Source organism: Sphingopyxis sp. GW821-FHT12F08, from assembly GCF_058806755.1.
The window spans coordinates 249157-264705 of record NZ_JBXAQA010000005.1 but is presented as its reverse complement, the minus strand read 5'-3'; the positions used below and the strand labels follow the sequence as shown (position 1 = coordinate 264705).

Below are 15549 nucleotides of genomic sequence, written 5' to 3'. Positions count from 1 at the left end.
GCTCATTTCCCGCGCGTGTCGATCGTGGCTTCCATCGACAGGCCGACGCGCAGCGGATGCGCCTTCAGCTCCTTCGGATCGAGCGCGATGCGCACCGGCAGGCGCTGGACGACCTTCACCCAATTGCCCGTCGCATTTTGCGCGGGGATCAGCGAGAAGGCCGCGCCGGTGCCGCCGGCGATGCCGGTAACCTTGCCGTGAAAGACGACATCGTCGCCATAATAGTCCGACACCAGCTCGACCGGCTGGCCGATGCGGATGTCCTCGAACTGGCTTTCCTTGTAATTGGCGTCGACATAGGCGGTCGAAATCGGGACGATCGTCATGATCGGCGCGCCCGCCGCGATGCGCTGGCCGACCTGCACCTGCTTGTTGGTGACGATGCCGTCAACCGGCGCGCGGATGATCGTACGTGCGAGGTCGAGCTCGGCCTTTTCGAGCCGCGCCTGCGCCGCCGCAACGTCGGGGGCGGAGTCGATCGTCGTGCCGCGCACCAGCGCCTCGGCCGCGCCGAGGTCGCCGCTCGCCGAACCCTGCGTCGCCTGCGCCGAAGCGATGCCCGCCGCCGCAAGATCGCGCGCCGCACTCGCCGACTGGAGCGCGGCGCGCGCGGTGGTGATTTCCTCGGCCGACACCGCCCCGGTGCCCGCGATGCTCTCGCGCCGCGCCAGTTCGGCGCGCGCCTTCTCGACCGCGGCATTGGCGTCGCGCAACCGCGCGCGCGACTGGTTCACATCGGCGCCGCGCGCCACGACGCGCGCGCGCGCGGCATCGGCATTGGCACCCGCCTGGCCATAGCGCTGGCGCGCGAGCCGCAGCGCGGCCTCGGCATCGGCGACCGCCAGCTTCGCATCGCTGTCGTCGAGGATGACGAGCACATCGCCCTTCTTCACCGCCTGCGTGCCCGCGACGCGCACCTCCTGCACCGGCCCCGCGACGAGCGCGGTCACCACGGCCGAATCGGCGCCGACATAGGCGTTGTCGGTGTGCACGCGCCCCGCCTGCGTCAGATAATACCAGGCGGCCCAGATCAGCGCCGCGGTCACGACGACGAGGGCGAGGATGCGCAGGAACTTCCGGCGCTTGGCGCCATTGCTTTCGGCGGCGGGAGAGGTCTCGGCGGGGGTCGCAGCCGTTTCGTCGGCCATCACAGGTCTCCTGTTGAGGTCTTGGTCTGATAACCGCCGCCGAGCGCGCGGATCAGGCTGATGTCGAGCGCGAGCTGACGCGCCTCGAGGTCGGCGACCGCACGCGCGAGCGCCACGGCGCTGTCCTCGGCGGTGAGCGCTACGATCTGGTTCGACAGCCCGGCGCGGTAGCGGAGGCCCGCGAGCTTCGATGCTTCCTCGGCCGCCGCCAGCGCCGCGCGCCGCTCGGTCAGCTGGCGCGCATTGGCCTCGCGGCTGCGCACGACATCGGCGACGTCGCGCAGCGCCGCGACCAGCGTGCGGTCATAGGTCGCGACCGCGACGTCATAGTCGGCGCGCGCGCCGCGATAGCGCCCCTGCAGGCGCCCGCTGTCGAAGATCGGCAGGCTCAGCGCAACCCCGCCATTGCCATATTCGGAGCCCTTGTCGAACAGGTTCGACAGCCCGAGCGACTGCAGCCCGACGAGCGCCGACAGGCTGATGTTCGGATAGAAATCGGCGCGCGCGACGTCGATGCGCTTCGCCGCCGCCTCGCCGCGCAGCCTTGCCGCGACGATATCGGGGCGTCGCCCGACGAGCGCGATCCCGGCATCGGCGGGGAGAGCCGCAGGCGGCACGGCCAGCGTCGGCCGCGTCAGCGCCAGCCCGCGATCGGGCCCGGCGCCGACCAGCGCCGCGATGCGATTGCGGGTCAGCGCGATCGCTTCCTCGAGCGCGACGACATCGCCGCGCGCCGCCGCGACGCGGCTCTCGGCCTGGCGCTGCGCCGACAGATTCTCGATCCCCGCCTTCGCGCGCTCGGCCGACAGGCCCGCGCTGACGCCGCGCACGCGCACTGCATCCTGCGCGACATCGAGCGCCGCAAACTGCCCCGCGAGGTCGGCATAGGCCGCCGCGATCCCGGTGCTCAGCATCAGCCGCGCCTGCGCCGCATCGACGCGCGCCGCATCGGCCTCCGAAGTCGCCGCCGCCAGTGCCGCGCGGTTCCGGCCCCACAGATCGAGGTCGAAGGCAAAGGTCGCCGCGATATGGCCGGTATCCTGAATGCCGTCGGGCACGAACTGCGGCGGGATGCCCATATTCTTGCTCTGCTGGACCCCGCCCGCGCTGGCCTCGGCGCCGATCCGCGGCCCGAGCGCCGCGCCCGCCTGCTGCGCCAGCGCGTCGGCGGCGCGCACCCGCGCCGCGGCGATCGCGACGTCGGGCGAGCCCGCCAGCCCCTCTTCGATCAGCGCGGACAGCTGCGCATCGCCCAGCGCCTGCCACCACCCCTCGGCCGGCCATGCGCCCGTGGCGTCGGCGAAGGAGGTGCGCGACTCGAGCGACTCGGCGGCGAGCGGAACCGGCTTCGGCCCGACGTCGGGGGTGCTCACGCAGCCCGCAAGCAGGCCGAAAATTGCGGTTGTAAGAAAAAATCTGCGGGGCATGGCATCCAACGATACTAGCTGGTATCGTGGCCCAATGAACCCCGGAGAATGCGTTGTCAATTGAAATGATACCAGACAGTACGCCAAGTAGCATAAGCGCGCTCGACGATGCCGCCGCCGCGCGGCGCAAGGCGTTCGTCGACGCCGCGCGCGCGCTCTTCTTCGCGAACGGCTATGCGGGCACGACGATGTCGTCGATTGCCAGCAAGGTCGGCGGATCGAAGACCACGCTCTGGACCTATTTCCCGTCGAAGGAGGAATTGTTCGCCGCGGTCGTCGACGACATCGTCGGTCAATATGGCAGCACGCTGCACGTCGACCTGCCGGTCGACGAGCCCGTCGTGGACGTTCTCACCCGCTTCGGCAACATATTGATGACGGCGCTGGTGACGACGCCACTGTTGTCGCTCTTCCGCCTCGTCGTCGGCGAGGCCGAGCGTTTTCCGCACCTTGCCGAAACCTTCTACGAACGCGGCCCGCGCCGCGGCAAGGCGCGCGCCGCGCTGTGGGTCGCCGCCAAGATGGCGCGCGGCGAAGTGCGGCAGGGCGACCCGATGCAAGCGGTGCGCCACTTCGCCGGCCTCTGCCAGTCGGGGATATACCAACATGCCGTGCTCGGCCTGCCCGAAGGCCGCGAAACCCACCGCCTCGCCGCCGAGGTCGATGCCGCAGTCGACACCTTCTACCGCGCCTGGGGGCCCGTGACGCGCTGAACCGGCGCCCCGTCAGGCGGAGATCAGCACACCCTCATAGGCGGGATCCTCGGCGGCGCGCCCTGCACCCATCGCAACGCACATCAGCGCATCGTCGGCGACCATGACGTGCATCCCCGTCGCGCTCGCGATCGCCTCGTCCATGCGGCGGAGCAGCGCGCCGCCGCCGGTCAGGACGATGCCCTCGTCGATGATGTCCGCCGACAATTCGGGCGGCGTCTGTTCGAGCGCGGCGCGCACCGCGCCGACGATCTGCCCGACGGGCTCGACCAGCGCCTCGGCGACTTCGGCCTCGGTCACCCGCACCTCCGACGGCCGGCCGTTGACCAGGTCGCGCCCCTTGACCCCCATCACCAGCCCCTCGCCCTCGGGCGGGGTCGCACAGCCGAGCAGCAGCTTGACGCGCTCGGCGGTCATTTCGCCGATCATCAGATTATGCTTGCGGCGGATGTAGGAGGCGATCATCTCGTCCATCTTGTCGCCGCCGACGCGCACCGAATTGCTGTAGGCGATGCCGCCGAGCGACAGCACCGCGACCTCGGTCGTCCCGCCGCCGATGTCGACGACCATCGCCCCCTGCGGCGCGGTCACCGGCAGGCCGGCGCCGATCGCCGCCGCCAGCGATTCCTCGATCAGCCGGACCGAGACCGCCCCAGCGTTGGAGGCGGCGTCGCGGATCGCGCGGCGCTCGACCATCGTCGATCCCGAGGGGACGCAGATCACGACGTGGCTGCGCCGGCGAAAGCGGCTGGGCCCGCCCAGCGCCTTTTCGATGAAATGCGACAGCATCTGCTCGGCAACGCCGATATCGGCGATTACCCCGTCGCGTAAGGGCCGGATCGCCTGGATATTGTCGGGGGTCTTGCCCATCATCAGCTTCGCCTCGTTGCCGACGACCTTGACCCGCCGCACCCCGTCGCGCGTTTCGAGCGCGACGACCGAGGGTTCGTTGAGCACGATGCCGCGGTCGCGCACATAGACGACGGTGTTCACCGTCCCGAGGTCGATCGCCATGTCGTGTGCGGCGGAGGTCAGGCGGCGGAAAAACTGCATGATGAGGGTGCGGGCCTTTTTTGGATTCAGAGGGGGTGGGCGGGGCTGGCTCAAGGGGCGCCCGCGCCGTCGGTTGGTCTCCCTTTCGCCTGCGGCGGACGCCGGGGCGCGTCAATCGCCCGCGCCGCGCGGGGTGGCAGGCCGGTGGTTTCTCAGGTCCGGCCGATGGTGCGCCTATCGCGCGTGCAGCCGCGCGAGCGCGATCCCGGCGAGATTCTGGGCGCGCTTGATGTGACGGATGCGCGGGGGCGGTCCGCCCGCCGCCAGCGCCCGAAAAGCGGCGAGATGCTGCGCCGCACCGCCCCGCGCGGGCGCAGCGCCGTTCGCCTGCGCGACCACCGCCGCCGCATCGCCGAGCAGCAGCACATCGTCCAGCCCGCGCTCGCGTGCCAGCCGCAGCGCCGCGATCAGCGCCAGCCACTCGGCGTCGAGGCTGCCCCCGATGCCGATATCGCGCTCGATATGCGCGACCCCGCCCGCCACCACGGCGATCTCCATCGCGCCCGGATTGGGGCGAGCGCCGCCATCGAAATAGATCTTGGTCCGTCGCGTCATCATGCCGGCAGCATAGCGGAGACCGCAACGATCGAGAACGATCCTCCCCAAGCGCAGCGATGGGGAGGTGGCAGCCCGCAGGGCTGACGGAGGGGTCGACGCCGTCAGGCGTCGGTGCAACCTTTCAACCCCTCCACCACCGCTTCGCGGCGGTCCCCCTCCCCACGGCTGCGCCAAGGGGAGGATCTGGCTAGAACTTCCCGCGCACCGAGAATGCGAAGATCGGACCGATCAGCCGGTTGCGGTCCTCGATGAAGGCGATCGGGCTCTCGCCGCGCACGCCGGTGTAGACCGTGCGGTCGCGCCGCGAGCGCGCGTTGACGATATTGTTGATCGTCGCGCGGATCGTCAGCCCCATCACATCCTTGTGCTCGACGAAGACCGACGCCCAGACGGGCCCTTCCCAGACCTTGTCGGTCTGGTTGCGGCGATAATTGGGCTGGTAGTGGCCATATTCGGCATTCGCGCCCCAGGCGATGTCGCTGCCCGGGATGTCGTGGCGCACGCCGATCTCGGCGACGGTGTCGGTGAAACCGCTCCACTGGCGCTTCTCGCCGGTGAAGGGATCGCGCAGCGAGCTGGTCTGGAGCAGCAGGCGGGTATCGATCTTCATCCCCTTGATCCCCGCGGGGTCGAGGTTGATCGTCGCGGTCCAGTCGATCGCGCTCGCCTTCGCCTTGGCGATATTGCCCACCGCCTCGCCATTGCCGACCGGGACGATGTCGACGCGGTCCTCGACGTCGCGGTGGATCAGGATGATCTTGGTCGAGCCCCAGGCGCCGAACTTCTTGTTGATCTCGGCCTCGTAGCTCCAGTCCTGCTGCGGGCGGAGATCGAAATTGGTCTCGTTCTGGTTGCCGTCGTTGAGGAAGGCGCGGCCGAGGAAGTCGTAGAAGGAGAGCTGGAGCACGCGGCGGCGGATCTTGAGCGAGGCGTCGAAGTCGGCCGAGGGCGTCCACGACAGCGTCAGCGACCCCTTGGGCCGCGCGAAACTGCGGCTGAGTCCGTTGGGGCCCTTCTGGACGATCGTCGAATGTTCGGCGCCCGCCACCAGCTGGAAGGAGAATTTGTCGGTGATCTTGCGCCCGAAGCTGAGCAGCCCCTCGTAGCGATCCTCACTGACCCCGCCGGTGCCGCCCGGGAAGGGCTGGTTGACGAATTCGCCCGAGGGACCCAACACGCCGATCGACGCGACATTGTCGAGCGTGTTGAACGCGGCCTCGCCCGACAATTGCCAGTCGCCGCCCCACATCTTCCACTGATATTCGCCGCGCCCGATCGTCTCGCCGAGGTCGCCCACCTGCGCGAAGCGGTCGCCCGTCGCGGGGCTGCCGTCGTCGGGGGTCGAAATGACTTCGGACGAATAGGGTTCGTGGCTGAACCGGCGCAGCCCGATCAGCTTGAGCTTTCCGGGGCCAAGCCCGAACTGATAGTCGCCGCTGAGCTCGTAGTTCCAGCTGTCTGCATTGTCGCGCACGGTACGGAGGCGGTCGGGACGCCCCGGCGCGACACGCACGCCATCCTCGTAATAGCGGTCATATTCGCGCTGATAATGGCCGCCGAGGTTCGCGACCGTATCGCCCGCGGGATCCCAGGTGATGCGCCCCGACAGCTTGGGCGAGTCATAATGGGTGTGCCAGATGTCGCGCCGGCGCTCGATGATGTTGCCGGCTCCGTCGTAGATCAAGGTCGGGCCGCCCGCGCCGCTGCGCGCCGAATCGTCGTTGCTCAGCGCGGCCTCATATTCGACGTCGCCCTGGCGCCCGCGCACCGATATGTCGCCGCGGGTGAACAGCGGGTCGGTGTAATGCGGGCGAAACTGCGGCTTCCACGAGAATTGGCCCGAGAAGCCGTCGGCGCGGTAGACGATATTGGCGACCTGCCCCGACAGGCCGGGGATGTCGAGGCTCGCGCCGTCGACGATCTCGATCCGCTCGACATTGCCCGCGGGGATGCGCGACAATTGGGTGAACATATCGTCGCCCTTGTTCGAGGGCCGCTCGCCGTTGAACAGCACATTGCCCGTCGCAACGCCCAGCCCGCGGAGGTTCTCGTTGTCGCGGATCGAAAAGCCCGGGACCTGGATCAGCATGTCATAGGCGTTCGTCGGCGCGTAGCGCGCGAAGTCGGCGGGGGTATAGACCTGCCCCTGCGTGCGCTGGCCGCCGACCGGCGCCTCGGCCGGCGCGGGCGGCGGGGTGTCGCCGGTCGGGGCTTCCTGCGCCGCGGCGGGCACCGAAGACAAAGCTGCCGCGAGCGCGGCGAGGCTGGTCCAATGGCTCACCGGGCGGCCTCCACCGCGCCGTTCATCCGCCGGGCATAGTCGCCCGTCACCCCCATCGCCTTCATCCCGATCACATCCTCTGCCGATAGATTTTTATACCCCGCCGCGGTCAGCTCGCGGACGTAATCGCCGGTGACGCCGAGCGCCTTCATGCCGGTGACGTCGTCGATGCCGAGCCTGGCGAAGCCCGCCCGATTGAGGTCGCGGACATAGTCGCCCGACACACCGAGCGCGCGAAAGGCGACGGCGTCGTCGACCTCGCTGAGCTCCAGCGACGTGCCCTTGAAGCCGCGCACGAAGGCGGGGGTCACCTCGAGCGCCGCGGCGGCGATCAACTCGTCCGAATCCCCGGGCTTCACGCCCTCGGCGGTCAGCCCGTCGGCGAGTTCGATCGTCGCATCGACGATGAACATCGCGAAGATGTCGCCGCGCTTGTCCGGCGCGAGCCCGCGCGCCGCGAGCTCGCGCTCGAACCCCGCATCGGGGGTGAAGCTGCACCGCCCCTCGCCGCGATAGGCGCGCGCCAGCGTGCCGCTGCATTCGAGCGTGCCGGACTCGTGGCGCACCGAAAAGCGCACCGGCCCGGTGCCGCCGAGCGCGCTCCGCGCCGCGCCGAACTCGGGGCGCTTCGCGGCCAGCGCGCTGTCGAGCGAAAGGTCGCTGCTCGACTTGCGATGTTCGAGCCGCAGCTTGGGCTGCCCGCCCTTGCCCGCGTCAGCCTCGACGGTCCAGCGTATGTCGCCGCTCTCGGGACCATTCTCCGGGCCGCTCTCCTGCGCGGCGGCGGTCGCCGGCTGGCTGGGCGTCGTGCAGGCAAGAACCGACAGCAGCGCCAGGCTCGAGGCGAAAATCAGGGTCTTCATGGCAACACTCCTCCCTCGCGTGCGCCAGACGAGCACCATCGCTCGCCGCCGCAGCGACATTTTTCAAAACAGGTTCGATCAGCAACTTGTGGGTGCGGACGAACGTCCGGACGTCAGCTCAATATTCGGGCGGGACCGGGGGCACGGGGACCTCGGGCATTTCGACGCGCGCCACCGATCCGTCGGCGTGGCGCACCTCGACCACCCCGGCACCGGGGCCCGGACCCATGCGGACCGTCGCCGACTTCGGTCCCCTGTCGCCCTTGCCGCCCTTGCCGCCCTTCGGCGACTTGCTTGCGACAAACATGCCCGTGGCGCGCAGCTCGATCGCATCGTCGGCGTCGCGCATCCGCACGCCGGACTTCTGCATCTCGGTGACGAAATCGCAGTCGATCCCCATCGATTTGAGCGCGATCAGGTCGTCGAGCCCGACGCCGGGGAAATGCGATTTCATGTCGCGGGCAAAGACGGGCGTGACCCCCAATTGCCGCGCGCCGACCAGGTCGCCGAAATCGGCGCCCCGGACGATCCCGCGCATCTCGCGGATATAGGCGGGGTCGAGCCCGCTGGCGCGCGCCGCGATGATGTCGTCGGCGTCGATCGAGCCACCATGCTCGCGCATCTCGGCGACATATTCGGGGGTGACGCCGACCGCGCGCATGCTCACCAGCTCCTCGGCGGTCAGCGCCTTCGCCTCTGCCGCCGCGACGTCGCGGTCGGCTTCGGCAACGGCGCGCGTGGCGACCGCATTATGCGAGGCGGCCACCGCCGACCGGCGTTCGGCTTCGGCCACGGTGGAGCCGGCTTCGGCCGCGGCGGAGCCGGCTTCGGCGATCGCGCGCTCGTCGGCGGTTGCCGAAAAGGCCGCCAGCGGCGCGGTGACGCCCGCGAGCAGCAACAGGCTCATCAGCATCCAGCTCGCGCTCGCCGGGCCGCGCTTCAGCCCGCTGTCGAGGACGCGGGTGATGCGGCGCTTGAGGCTCGACTTGCCCGGCGCGACGCCGTGCGCGGCGAGCAGCGCGCCCTGATTGTCGTGCCGCGCCGCGCCGACCAGCAGGCTCGCATAGTCGGGGCCGTCGATATCGGCCATCAGCACCGCATCGTCGGCGGCTTCCTCGCGCAATTGGTGGCTCTCCCTTGCCAGCATCCACACCAAAGGATTGAACCAGAAGACCGCACAGGCGACGCGCGCGCCGAGCAGCTTCGCCCAGTCGAGCCGCGCGACATGGGCCAGTTCGTGCGCGATGATCGCCTCGGCCTCGCCCGTCGCGCTCACCGCCTTGGGGCTGAGTACGATCGTCGGGCGCAGCACGCCCCAGCTGATCGGCGAGCGCAGTTCCTCGCTGACCAGCAGCGCGGTGCCATGCTTGAACCCCATGCGCCGCTGCGCCTCGGCGAGCGCCGACAGCCACGATCTTTCGACCAGGATTTCGGCGCGGCTGCGCATCGCGAACAGCCGCACCACCGCGAGCAGCATCACTCCGAACAGCAAGGCCAGCGGGATCGCATAGAGAAAGGGGGCGATATCGCCCGGCGAAAAAACGATCGGCGGCGACCCGGCCTGTTCCACCACGACAGGGACTGAAGCCGTGGCGGGAGCAGGATCGGCCGCCGATCCCCCTGTTGTTGCGATTTCGGTTGCCGCAGGCGCGGCCTCGGCGAACCAGCTCGCGGGCAGCGGGGTCCACGCTGGCAGCATCAGGCTGGCGGCGGGCAGCGCGAGCAGCGCGATCAGCCCGGCATGCGCAATCATCGACCGCTCGCCCGCCGAGCGGCTGCGCACCAGCCGCAGCAGCAGCAAGGTGACGCCCGCGATGGCGACGGATTTCCAGGCGAGGCCCAGCAGCATGTCGGCTGTGATCGGCATATCCGGCATCATTTCGCTTTCCCTTCGCGTGCGTCGGCGATCAGTTTTTCGAGCTCGTCGAGTTCGGAGGTGCTCATCTCGCCCTGCATGCCGAGCAGCGCCGCGGCGGCGCTCGTCGGCGATCCGTTGAAGAAGACGCGCACGACCTGGCTCAGCGCCGACTTGCTCGCCGCCTTTTCGGGGACGCTCGGCGCGTAGACGAAGCCGCGGTCCGATGCTTCGCGGGCGACGAAGCCCTTGCCCTCGAGCCGCTTCAGCATCGCGCGGATCGCCGAGCCCGACAGTTCGTCGGCGAGCGCGTCGGCGATCTCGATCACGGTCGAGGCGCCGCGCTCGTACAGGATATCGACGATCTCGCGTTCCCGCGGCGGCAAACTGGTCAGCATCCGAATCACCTCATGCGCTACATTTGTAGCGTGCTACATTTGTAGCGCATGCTTGGCAAGGGGTTTTATCCGGATAATACACGCCGCCGCGAACGGCACGCTATTTCCAGAAACATTTGGCATCGACCAGCGCATCGAAGGCCTTGTCCGCCGCGGCGATCAGCTTGGGTTTGCGGCGCGTGCGCACGAGCGACTCCACCCCCTCGACATCGGCGATGCCCGCGCGGGCCAGTATCGCGGGCGCAGCGGCCAGATCGTTGAGCGCGCCAAGCGCGTCCTGCAACGCCTCGAGCGCCCTGACGAAATGCCCGTGCCGCCGCCGCTCGACCTTGCCGTCGAACAGCGGGGTAAAGAACTCCGCGGCGTAGCGGAGCTTCTTTGCGCGCTTGCGAAGGTCGTGCCGCTCCTCGTCGCTCGCCTCGGCAAGGCCGCGGCCCGCCTTCTTCATCTGCCGGCGCAGGCGGCCGAGCGCGCGGACCGCGAAATCGCGCGCGGGGCCAGCGGCGACGGCACTCTCCGCCCACGCACCGAGCGCGGCCCATTCGGCGATATCGAGCATCAGCGCCCGCGCGCGCGGCGCGGCGCGCGCCGCCTCGACGCGCGCATAGGCGGTCTCGCGCGCCGCGGCGATCCGGCGGTGCAGTTCGCCCTCGCCGGCGCGCGCGAGCAACACGTCGAGATCGCGCGCTTCGCCGAGCGACCCCGCCAGCCAGCGCAATTCGCCGCGCAGCGCCGCGGCGCTGCGGCCCGTCACCGACCTGAAGATCGACAGCGCCGAGCGCAGGCGCCGGATCGCGACGCGCGCCTGGTGCAGCGCCGCCGGGTCGCGGGTCGCCGACAGCAGCGCCTCGTTGAGCCGGAACTGCCGCACGCAGCCGCCGACGATATGCCGCACCGCCTCCGCCAGCGTGGCGTCGCGGCCGAAGTCGGCCGGGTCGGCTTTTACCGCCGAAGAGGCGGGGCCGATCAGCACGAAGCCGCGCTCGGCCTTGGTCTGGACGCCCAGCCGCACCGGGACGACCGCATCGATTTCGCGCGCCAAGGCGAACAGCGCCGATGCCTCGCCCGACAGGAGTTCGAGCTCGATCTCGCAAACCGGCGCGCGCCGAGCGCCCGCGATCACCGCGCCGCGGTCGAGCACCAGCTCGATCGACGCGCCATGCGCCGCGGCGATCCAGCGCCGCCGCTCGACCGCCACGGTGAAAACCGGGCCCAGCCGGTCGGCCGCGTCGCCGACCAGCGCCGCCGGCCCTTCGCCCTCGATCACCGGCGTATCGCTGCGGACGACGCGCTCCCATTCGGGTCGCACGAACAGCCCCGCCGCGCCGCTCCCACTCGCCTTGATCGTCTGCACCCTTTTGCGCCCCGATCGGCGAATGCGCAGCACCACGCCGGCCTGCGACAGCTCATGGTCCGGGGTGTCGAAATAGATCGCGCCCAGCTTCGCCACTTCGGGCTCGCCGGCGACCAGCCCCGATCCCTCGAACGCATCGGCGGCGGCGTGCGACAGTTCGAGCTTCAATTCGATCTCGTCGGCCATGGCGTCGTTCCATCCATCGACGTGGGGAAGAATAGCGGCGGGGTCATAGCATGACAGCGCGCGGTTAAGGGAACGGGAATCCTGCGTCTCGCCACCCGCTTCAAGATCCGGCAATTCGCGGTTGGCGGGCGCGCCACTTCACGGCACAAGCGTCGCCATGAAACGCCTGCCCTTCGCCGCCGCCGCGCTCCTGCTCTCGCCGCTGTCGTTGCAGAGCGCCGCAGAGGAACCTGCGCCCGACGTCCTCACCTACGTCGACCCGATGATCGGCACCGGACCCGAGGGGCATACCTTCCCCGGCGCGACCGCGCCCTTCGGCATGGTCCAGCTGTCGCCCGACACCGACGCGACGTGCCGCATCCGCGACTGCTACGACCATGCCGCGGGCTATTCCTATCACGACAGCACGATCCAGGGGTTCAGCCACACGCATTTCTCGGGCGCCGGCCATTCGGACCTCGGCGATGTCCTTGTCATGCCGCAGGTGGGCCCAATTGCTAACGTCCAGCTCGACCCCGGCGATCCCAAGGGACCCGGCACGGGTTACCGCCAGCGCTTCAGCCACGACAGCGAGCGCGCCAGCCCCGGCTATTATGCCGTCACGCTTGCGGACAGCGGCATCCGCGCGGAACTCACTGCGGGCACGCGCGTCGGCATCCATCGCTACACCTTCCCGGCCGGACAGGAAGCACATCTCCTCCTCGACCTGCGCTCGTCGCTCTACGACTATCCAGGCAAGATCCTCTGGTCGGGGCTCCGCCGCCACGCCGACGGCACGATCACCGGCTTTCGCGAGACGCGCGGCTGGGCGGCCGGGCGCAAGCTCTTCTTCGCGATGCGCTTCTCGGCGCCGCTCGCGGGCCACGCCTTCCTCGATCGCGACGCGGCGATCGCGTACAAGGGGTTCCAGGGTCCGGGATGCGGCAGCGACGCGCTCGCGGAAAAGCTCGGCAAGGCGCTCGAGGCGCGCTTCGATTTCGGCAAGCTGAGCGGGCCGCTTGAGGTCCGGGTGGCGCTCTCCGGGGTCGACGAGGCGGGCGCGACCGCCAATCTGGACGCCGAAGGCGCCAGCTTCGACGCCGTCCGCACGCGCACCGAGGACGCCTGGCGCACCGCGCTCGGCGCGCTCGAGATCGAGGCGCCCGCGCCGATGCGCACCAACCTCACCACCGCGCTCTACCACAGCCTGCTCGCGCCCAGCGTGTGGAGCGACGTCGACGGCCGCTACCGCGGCCCCGACGACGCGGTCCATGTCGCGAAGGATTTCACCTTCCGCTCGACCTTTTCGCTGTGGGACACTTTCCGCGCGCAGCACCCGCTGCTCACCCTCGTCCAGCCCGAGCAGGTCAACAGCGACATCGTCAAATCGCTCGTCGCCAGCCGCCGCCACAGCCCGCACGGCATCCTCCCCGTCTGGCAGTTCCACGGGCGCGAGACGTGGACGATGATCGGCTATCACGCCGTCCCGGTGATCGCCGACGCTTATATGAAGGGCGTGGGCGATTTCGATGCGAACGAAGCTTTGGACGCGATGGTCGCGAGCGCCGAATATGCCCCCTATGGCGGGCTCGGCGACTATATGACGCGCGGCTATGTGCCGATCGACCGCGAGCCCGAGGCGGCGTCGAAGACCGTCGAATATGCCTATGACGACTGGACCATCGCGCGCATGGCCGAGAAGATGGGCCGCAAGGATATCGCGGACCGCTTCTATAAACGCGCCGGCTATTGGCGGAACAGTTTCGATGCGAAGACCGGCTGGCTGCGGGCGCGCAAGGCCGACGGCAGCTTCCGCACCCCCTTCGATCCCACCGCGATCAACTATGGTTCGGACTATACCGAGGGCAATGCCTGGCAATATTCGTGGTTCGTGCCGCAGGATCAGGCGGCGCTCTTCCGCATCCTCGGCGGCGACGCCAAGGCGGTGGCGAAGCTCGACGCGATGTTCGATTACGACGTCTCGAAGCTCGACTATAGCCACGCCGAGGATATCGCGGGGTTGATCGGCCAATATATCCACGGCAACGAGCCGAGCCACCATGTCGCCTATCTCTATAATTATGCGGGAGCCCCCTGGCGTACGCAGGAGCGGCTGAAGCAGATCATGGGCAGCCAGTACAAGCCCGCCCCCGACGGGCTGTCGGGCAACGACGACCTCGGCCAGATGTCGGCGTGGCTGCTCTTCACCGGCCTCGGCTTCTACCCCGTCGCGCCCGCGTCGAACCAATATGTCATCGGTCGCCCCTTCGTCGACCGCGCGGTGCTGAACCTGCCCGGCGGCAAGCGCTTCGTCGTCGAAACAATCGGCCTCTCGGACGCCAACCCCTATGTCGGCAAGGTCGAACTCAACGGCAAAGTGCTGAGCCGCAGCTGGATTGGCGACGAAGAAATCCGCCGCGGCGGGACGCTGCGCTTCACGATGCAGTCGACGCCCGACGCCGATTGGGGCAAATGGCCCGGCGCGCGGCCCTATTCGATGTCGACCACGGGCCAATAGGAGAGCGCCGATGCCGATCATGGCCGCCCGCCATTATAATCATGGCAAGCTCGTCCGCGACCTCGGGCCCGACGACATCATTCCCGAGGATTGCGACGAGGGCGATTTCTACTGGCTCGGCCTCTATGAGCCGACCCCCGACGAGCTCGCTGGCATCGCCAAGCGCTTCGGCCTCCACCCGCTCGCGGTCGAGGACGCGCTCAAGGCAAAGCAGCTGCCCAAGGTCGAGGTCTATGGCGACCAGTTGTTCGTCATCGCCGCGACGGGCAACCGCGAGGGCGACACGATCCAGTCGGGCGAGACCGCGATCTTCGTCGGCCGCCACTTCATCGTCAGCGTCCGCCACGGCTCGGCGCGCGCGCACACCGATGTCCGCGCGCGGCTCGAAACCCTGCCCGCAAAGCTGTCGCACGGCCCCGACTATGTCCTCTATGCGATCCTCGATTTCATCGTCGACGGCTATTTCCCGGTGATCGACGCGATCGAGGACCGGCTGCTGCTCGTCGAGGAAAGCGTGATGGACACCCCGCTCGACGCGCAGGAAATCCGCCACCTTTATGGCCAGCGACACGAGATCATCCGTTTCCAGCGCATCGTCGGGCTGATGAAGGAGATCGCCTGGCGGCTCGTCCATGCCGAGGACCTGCCGTGGATCGACGAGGCGGTGCGCCCCTATTTCCGCGACATCTGGGACCATGTGCAGCGCGCCGAATTCCGCCTGTCGGGCCTCCGCGAAATCACCGCCTCGGTCGTCGAGACCAATTCGCTGCTCGAACAGCAGCGCCAGGGCGTGATCACCCGCCAGCTCGCCGCCTGGGCCGCAATCCTCGCGTTGCCGACCGCGATCGCGGGCATTTACGGCATGAATTTCGAGTTCATGCCTGAACTCGGCTGGACCTTCGGCTATCCGCTTGCGTTGACGTTGATCTTTGGCGGCTCAGGTTTCCTGTTCTGGCGCTTCAAGCATATCGGGTGGCTTTGACCGGTTGAGGATGGTTCGGGGCGGGGAGCTGCCGCTGCTCAACCCCTCCTCTTCAGAGGAGGGGCAGTGAGACTTGGTCCGGCGTAGCCGGGCCTTTAGTCGAACGGGGTGGTGGCCGAAGGAGCACGCCGGCCCGAAGCACCACCCCGCTGCGACTAACGAACAAGTTCGTAAGTCTCGTACCCCCTCCTCTGAAGAGGAGGGGCTTGCAACGTCTTCTAACGCCCGTAACCA

12 protein-coding genes are annotated in these 15549 nt (G+C 68.9%); 3 read left to right on the top strand and 9 right to left on the bottom strand.

Features of this window, described 5'->3' with window-relative positions; translation table 11 throughout:
• Nucleotides 1–2: 2 nt before the first annotated feature.
• Together AC1RNQ_RS15290 and AC1RNQ_RS15285 are read right to left on the bottom strand one after the other, a co-directional pair.
• Nucleotides 3–1148: an HlyD family secretion protein gene (locus AC1RNQ_RS15290; RefSeq protein WP_493172335.1), complete on the bottom strand. Its 1146-nt coding sequence runs from the start codon at nt 1146–1148 to the stop codon at nt 3–5.
• Nucleotides 1148–2575: an efflux transporter outer membrane subunit gene (locus tag AC1RNQ_RS15285; protein WP_493172333.1), complete on the bottom strand. Its 1428-nt coding sequence runs from the start codon at nt 2573–2575 to the stop codon at nt 1148–1150. The genes AC1RNQ_RS15290 and AC1RNQ_RS15285 overlap by 1 nt, the downstream gene beginning before the upstream one ends.
• Before the next feature lie 65 nt (nt 2576–2640).
• On the opposite strand from AC1RNQ_RS15285, the gene AC1RNQ_RS15280 reads away from it, so the two are divergent.
• Nucleotides 2641–3288, top strand: a complete 648-nt coding sequence (locus AC1RNQ_RS15280) for a TetR/AcrR family transcriptional regulator (RefSeq protein ID WP_493172331.1) — start codon at nt 2641–2643, stop codon at nt 3286–3288.
• A gap of 12 nt (nt 3289–3300) precedes the next feature.
• Here the strand turns inward: AC1RNQ_RS15280 and AC1RNQ_RS15275 are convergent, their stop codons facing one another.
• From AC1RNQ_RS15275 to AC1RNQ_RS15245, 7 genes are all read right to left on the bottom strand, one after another.
• A complete protein-coding gene (locus AC1RNQ_RS15275) occupies nt 3301–4341 on the bottom strand; it encodes a rod shape-determining protein (protein ID WP_493172329.1) in 1041 nt (346 codons plus the stop codon).
• Between the two features lie 174 nt (nt 4342–4515).
• The gene (locus tag AC1RNQ_RS15270; RefSeq protein WP_493172610.1) at nt 4516–4896 is read right to left on the bottom strand and encodes a reverse transcriptase-like protein; all 381 of its coding nucleotides are present in this window, start codon (nt 4894–4896) and stop codon (nt 4516–4518) included.
• A gap of 190 nt (nt 4897–5086) precedes the next feature.
• Nucleotides 5087–7180, bottom strand: coding sequence for a TonB-dependent receptor plug domain-containing protein (locus AC1RNQ_RS15265; RefSeq protein WP_493172327.1), 2094 nt, complete (start codon nt 7178–7180; stop codon nt 5087–5089).
• Nucleotides 7177–8043: a hypothetical protein gene (locus AC1RNQ_RS15260; protein ID WP_493172326.1), complete on the bottom strand. Its 867-nt coding sequence runs from the start codon at nt 8041–8043 to the stop codon at nt 7177–7179. Before AC1RNQ_RS15260 ends, AC1RNQ_RS15265 begins: the two co-directional genes overlap by 4 nt.
• Nucleotides 8044–8161: 118 nt before the next feature.
• Entirely contained in the window at nt 8162–9910 is a 1749-nt protein-coding gene (locus tag AC1RNQ_RS15255) for a M56 family metallopeptidase (protein ID WP_493172324.1), read from the bottom strand.
• 8 nt (nt 9911–9918) lie between these two features.
• Nucleotides 9919–10296, bottom strand: a complete 378-nt coding sequence (locus AC1RNQ_RS15250) for a BlaI/MecI/CopY family transcriptional regulator (RefSeq protein ID WP_493172322.1) — start codon at nt 10294–10296, stop codon at nt 9919–9921.
• Nucleotides 10297–10396: 100 nt separating this feature from the next.
• Entirely contained in the window at nt 10397–11836 is a 1440-nt protein-coding gene (locus tag AC1RNQ_RS15245) for a CYTH and CHAD domain-containing protein (RefSeq protein WP_493172320.1), read from the bottom strand.
• 157 nt (nt 11837–11993) lie between these two features.
• Here AC1RNQ_RS15245 and AC1RNQ_RS15240 point away from each other — a divergent pair, with 157 nt between their 5' ends.
• Together AC1RNQ_RS15240 and AC1RNQ_RS15235 are read left to right on the top strand one after the other, a co-directional pair.
• On the top strand, nt 11994–14333 hold the full coding sequence (locus AC1RNQ_RS15240) for a GH92 family glycosyl hydrolase (RefSeq protein WP_493172318.1): 2340 nt from the start codon (nt 11994–11996) through the stop codon (nt 14331–14333).
• A 10-nt stretch (nt 14334–14343) separates the two neighbouring features.
• Nucleotides 14344–15315 carry a magnesium and cobalt transport protein CorA gene (locus tag AC1RNQ_RS15235; protein WP_493172316.1) on the top strand — a complete coding sequence of 324 codons (972 nt, stop codon included), beginning with the start codon at nt 14344–14346 and terminating at the stop codon, nt 15313–15315.
• Nucleotides 15316–15549 lie beyond the last annotated feature (234 nt).

Excerpts from the sequence above, each read along its gene's own strand:
- AC1RNQ_RS15290 (WP_493172335.1), bottom strand. The coding sequence starts at position 1,148 with ATGGCCGACGAAACGGCTGCGACCCCCGCCGAGACCTCTCCCGCCGCC.
- AC1RNQ_RS15285 (WP_493172333.1), bottom strand. The coding sequence starts at position 2,575 with ATGCCCCGCAGATTTTTTCTTACAACCGCAATTTTCGGCCTGCTTGCG.
- AC1RNQ_RS15280 (WP_493172331.1), top strand. The coding sequence starts at position 2,641 with ATGATACCAGACAGTACGCCAAGTAGCATAAGCGCGCTCGACGATGCC.
- AC1RNQ_RS15275 (WP_493172329.1), bottom strand. The coding sequence starts at position 4,341 with ATGCAGTTTTTCCGCCGCCTGACCTCCGCCGCACACGACATGGCGATC.
- AC1RNQ_RS15270 (WP_493172610.1), bottom strand. The coding sequence starts at position 4,896 with ATGACGCGACGGACCAAGATCTATTTCGATGGCGGCGCTCGCCCCAAT.
- AC1RNQ_RS15260 (WP_493172326.1), bottom strand. The coding sequence starts at position 8,043 with ATGAAGACCCTGATTTTCGCCTCGAGCCTGGCGCTGCTGTCGGTTCTT.
- AC1RNQ_RS15255 (WP_493172324.1), bottom strand. The coding sequence starts at position 9,910 with ATGCCGATCACAGCCGACATGCTGCTGGGCCTCGCCTGGAAATCCGTC.
- AC1RNQ_RS15250 (WP_493172322.1), bottom strand. The coding sequence starts at position 10,296 with ATGCTGACCAGTTTGCCGCCGCGGGAACGCGAGATCGTCGATATCCTG.
- AC1RNQ_RS15245 (WP_493172320.1), bottom strand. The coding sequence starts at position 11,836 with ATGGCCGACGAGATCGAATTGAAGCTCGAACTGTCGCACGCCGCCGCC.
- AC1RNQ_RS15240 (WP_493172318.1), top strand. The coding sequence starts at position 11,994 with ATGAAACGCCTGCCCTTCGCCGCCGCCGCGCTCCTGCTCTCGCCGCTG.
- AC1RNQ_RS15235 (WP_493172316.1), top strand. The coding sequence starts at position 14,344 with ATGCCGATCATGGCCGCCCGCCATTATAATCATGGCAAGCTCGTCCGC.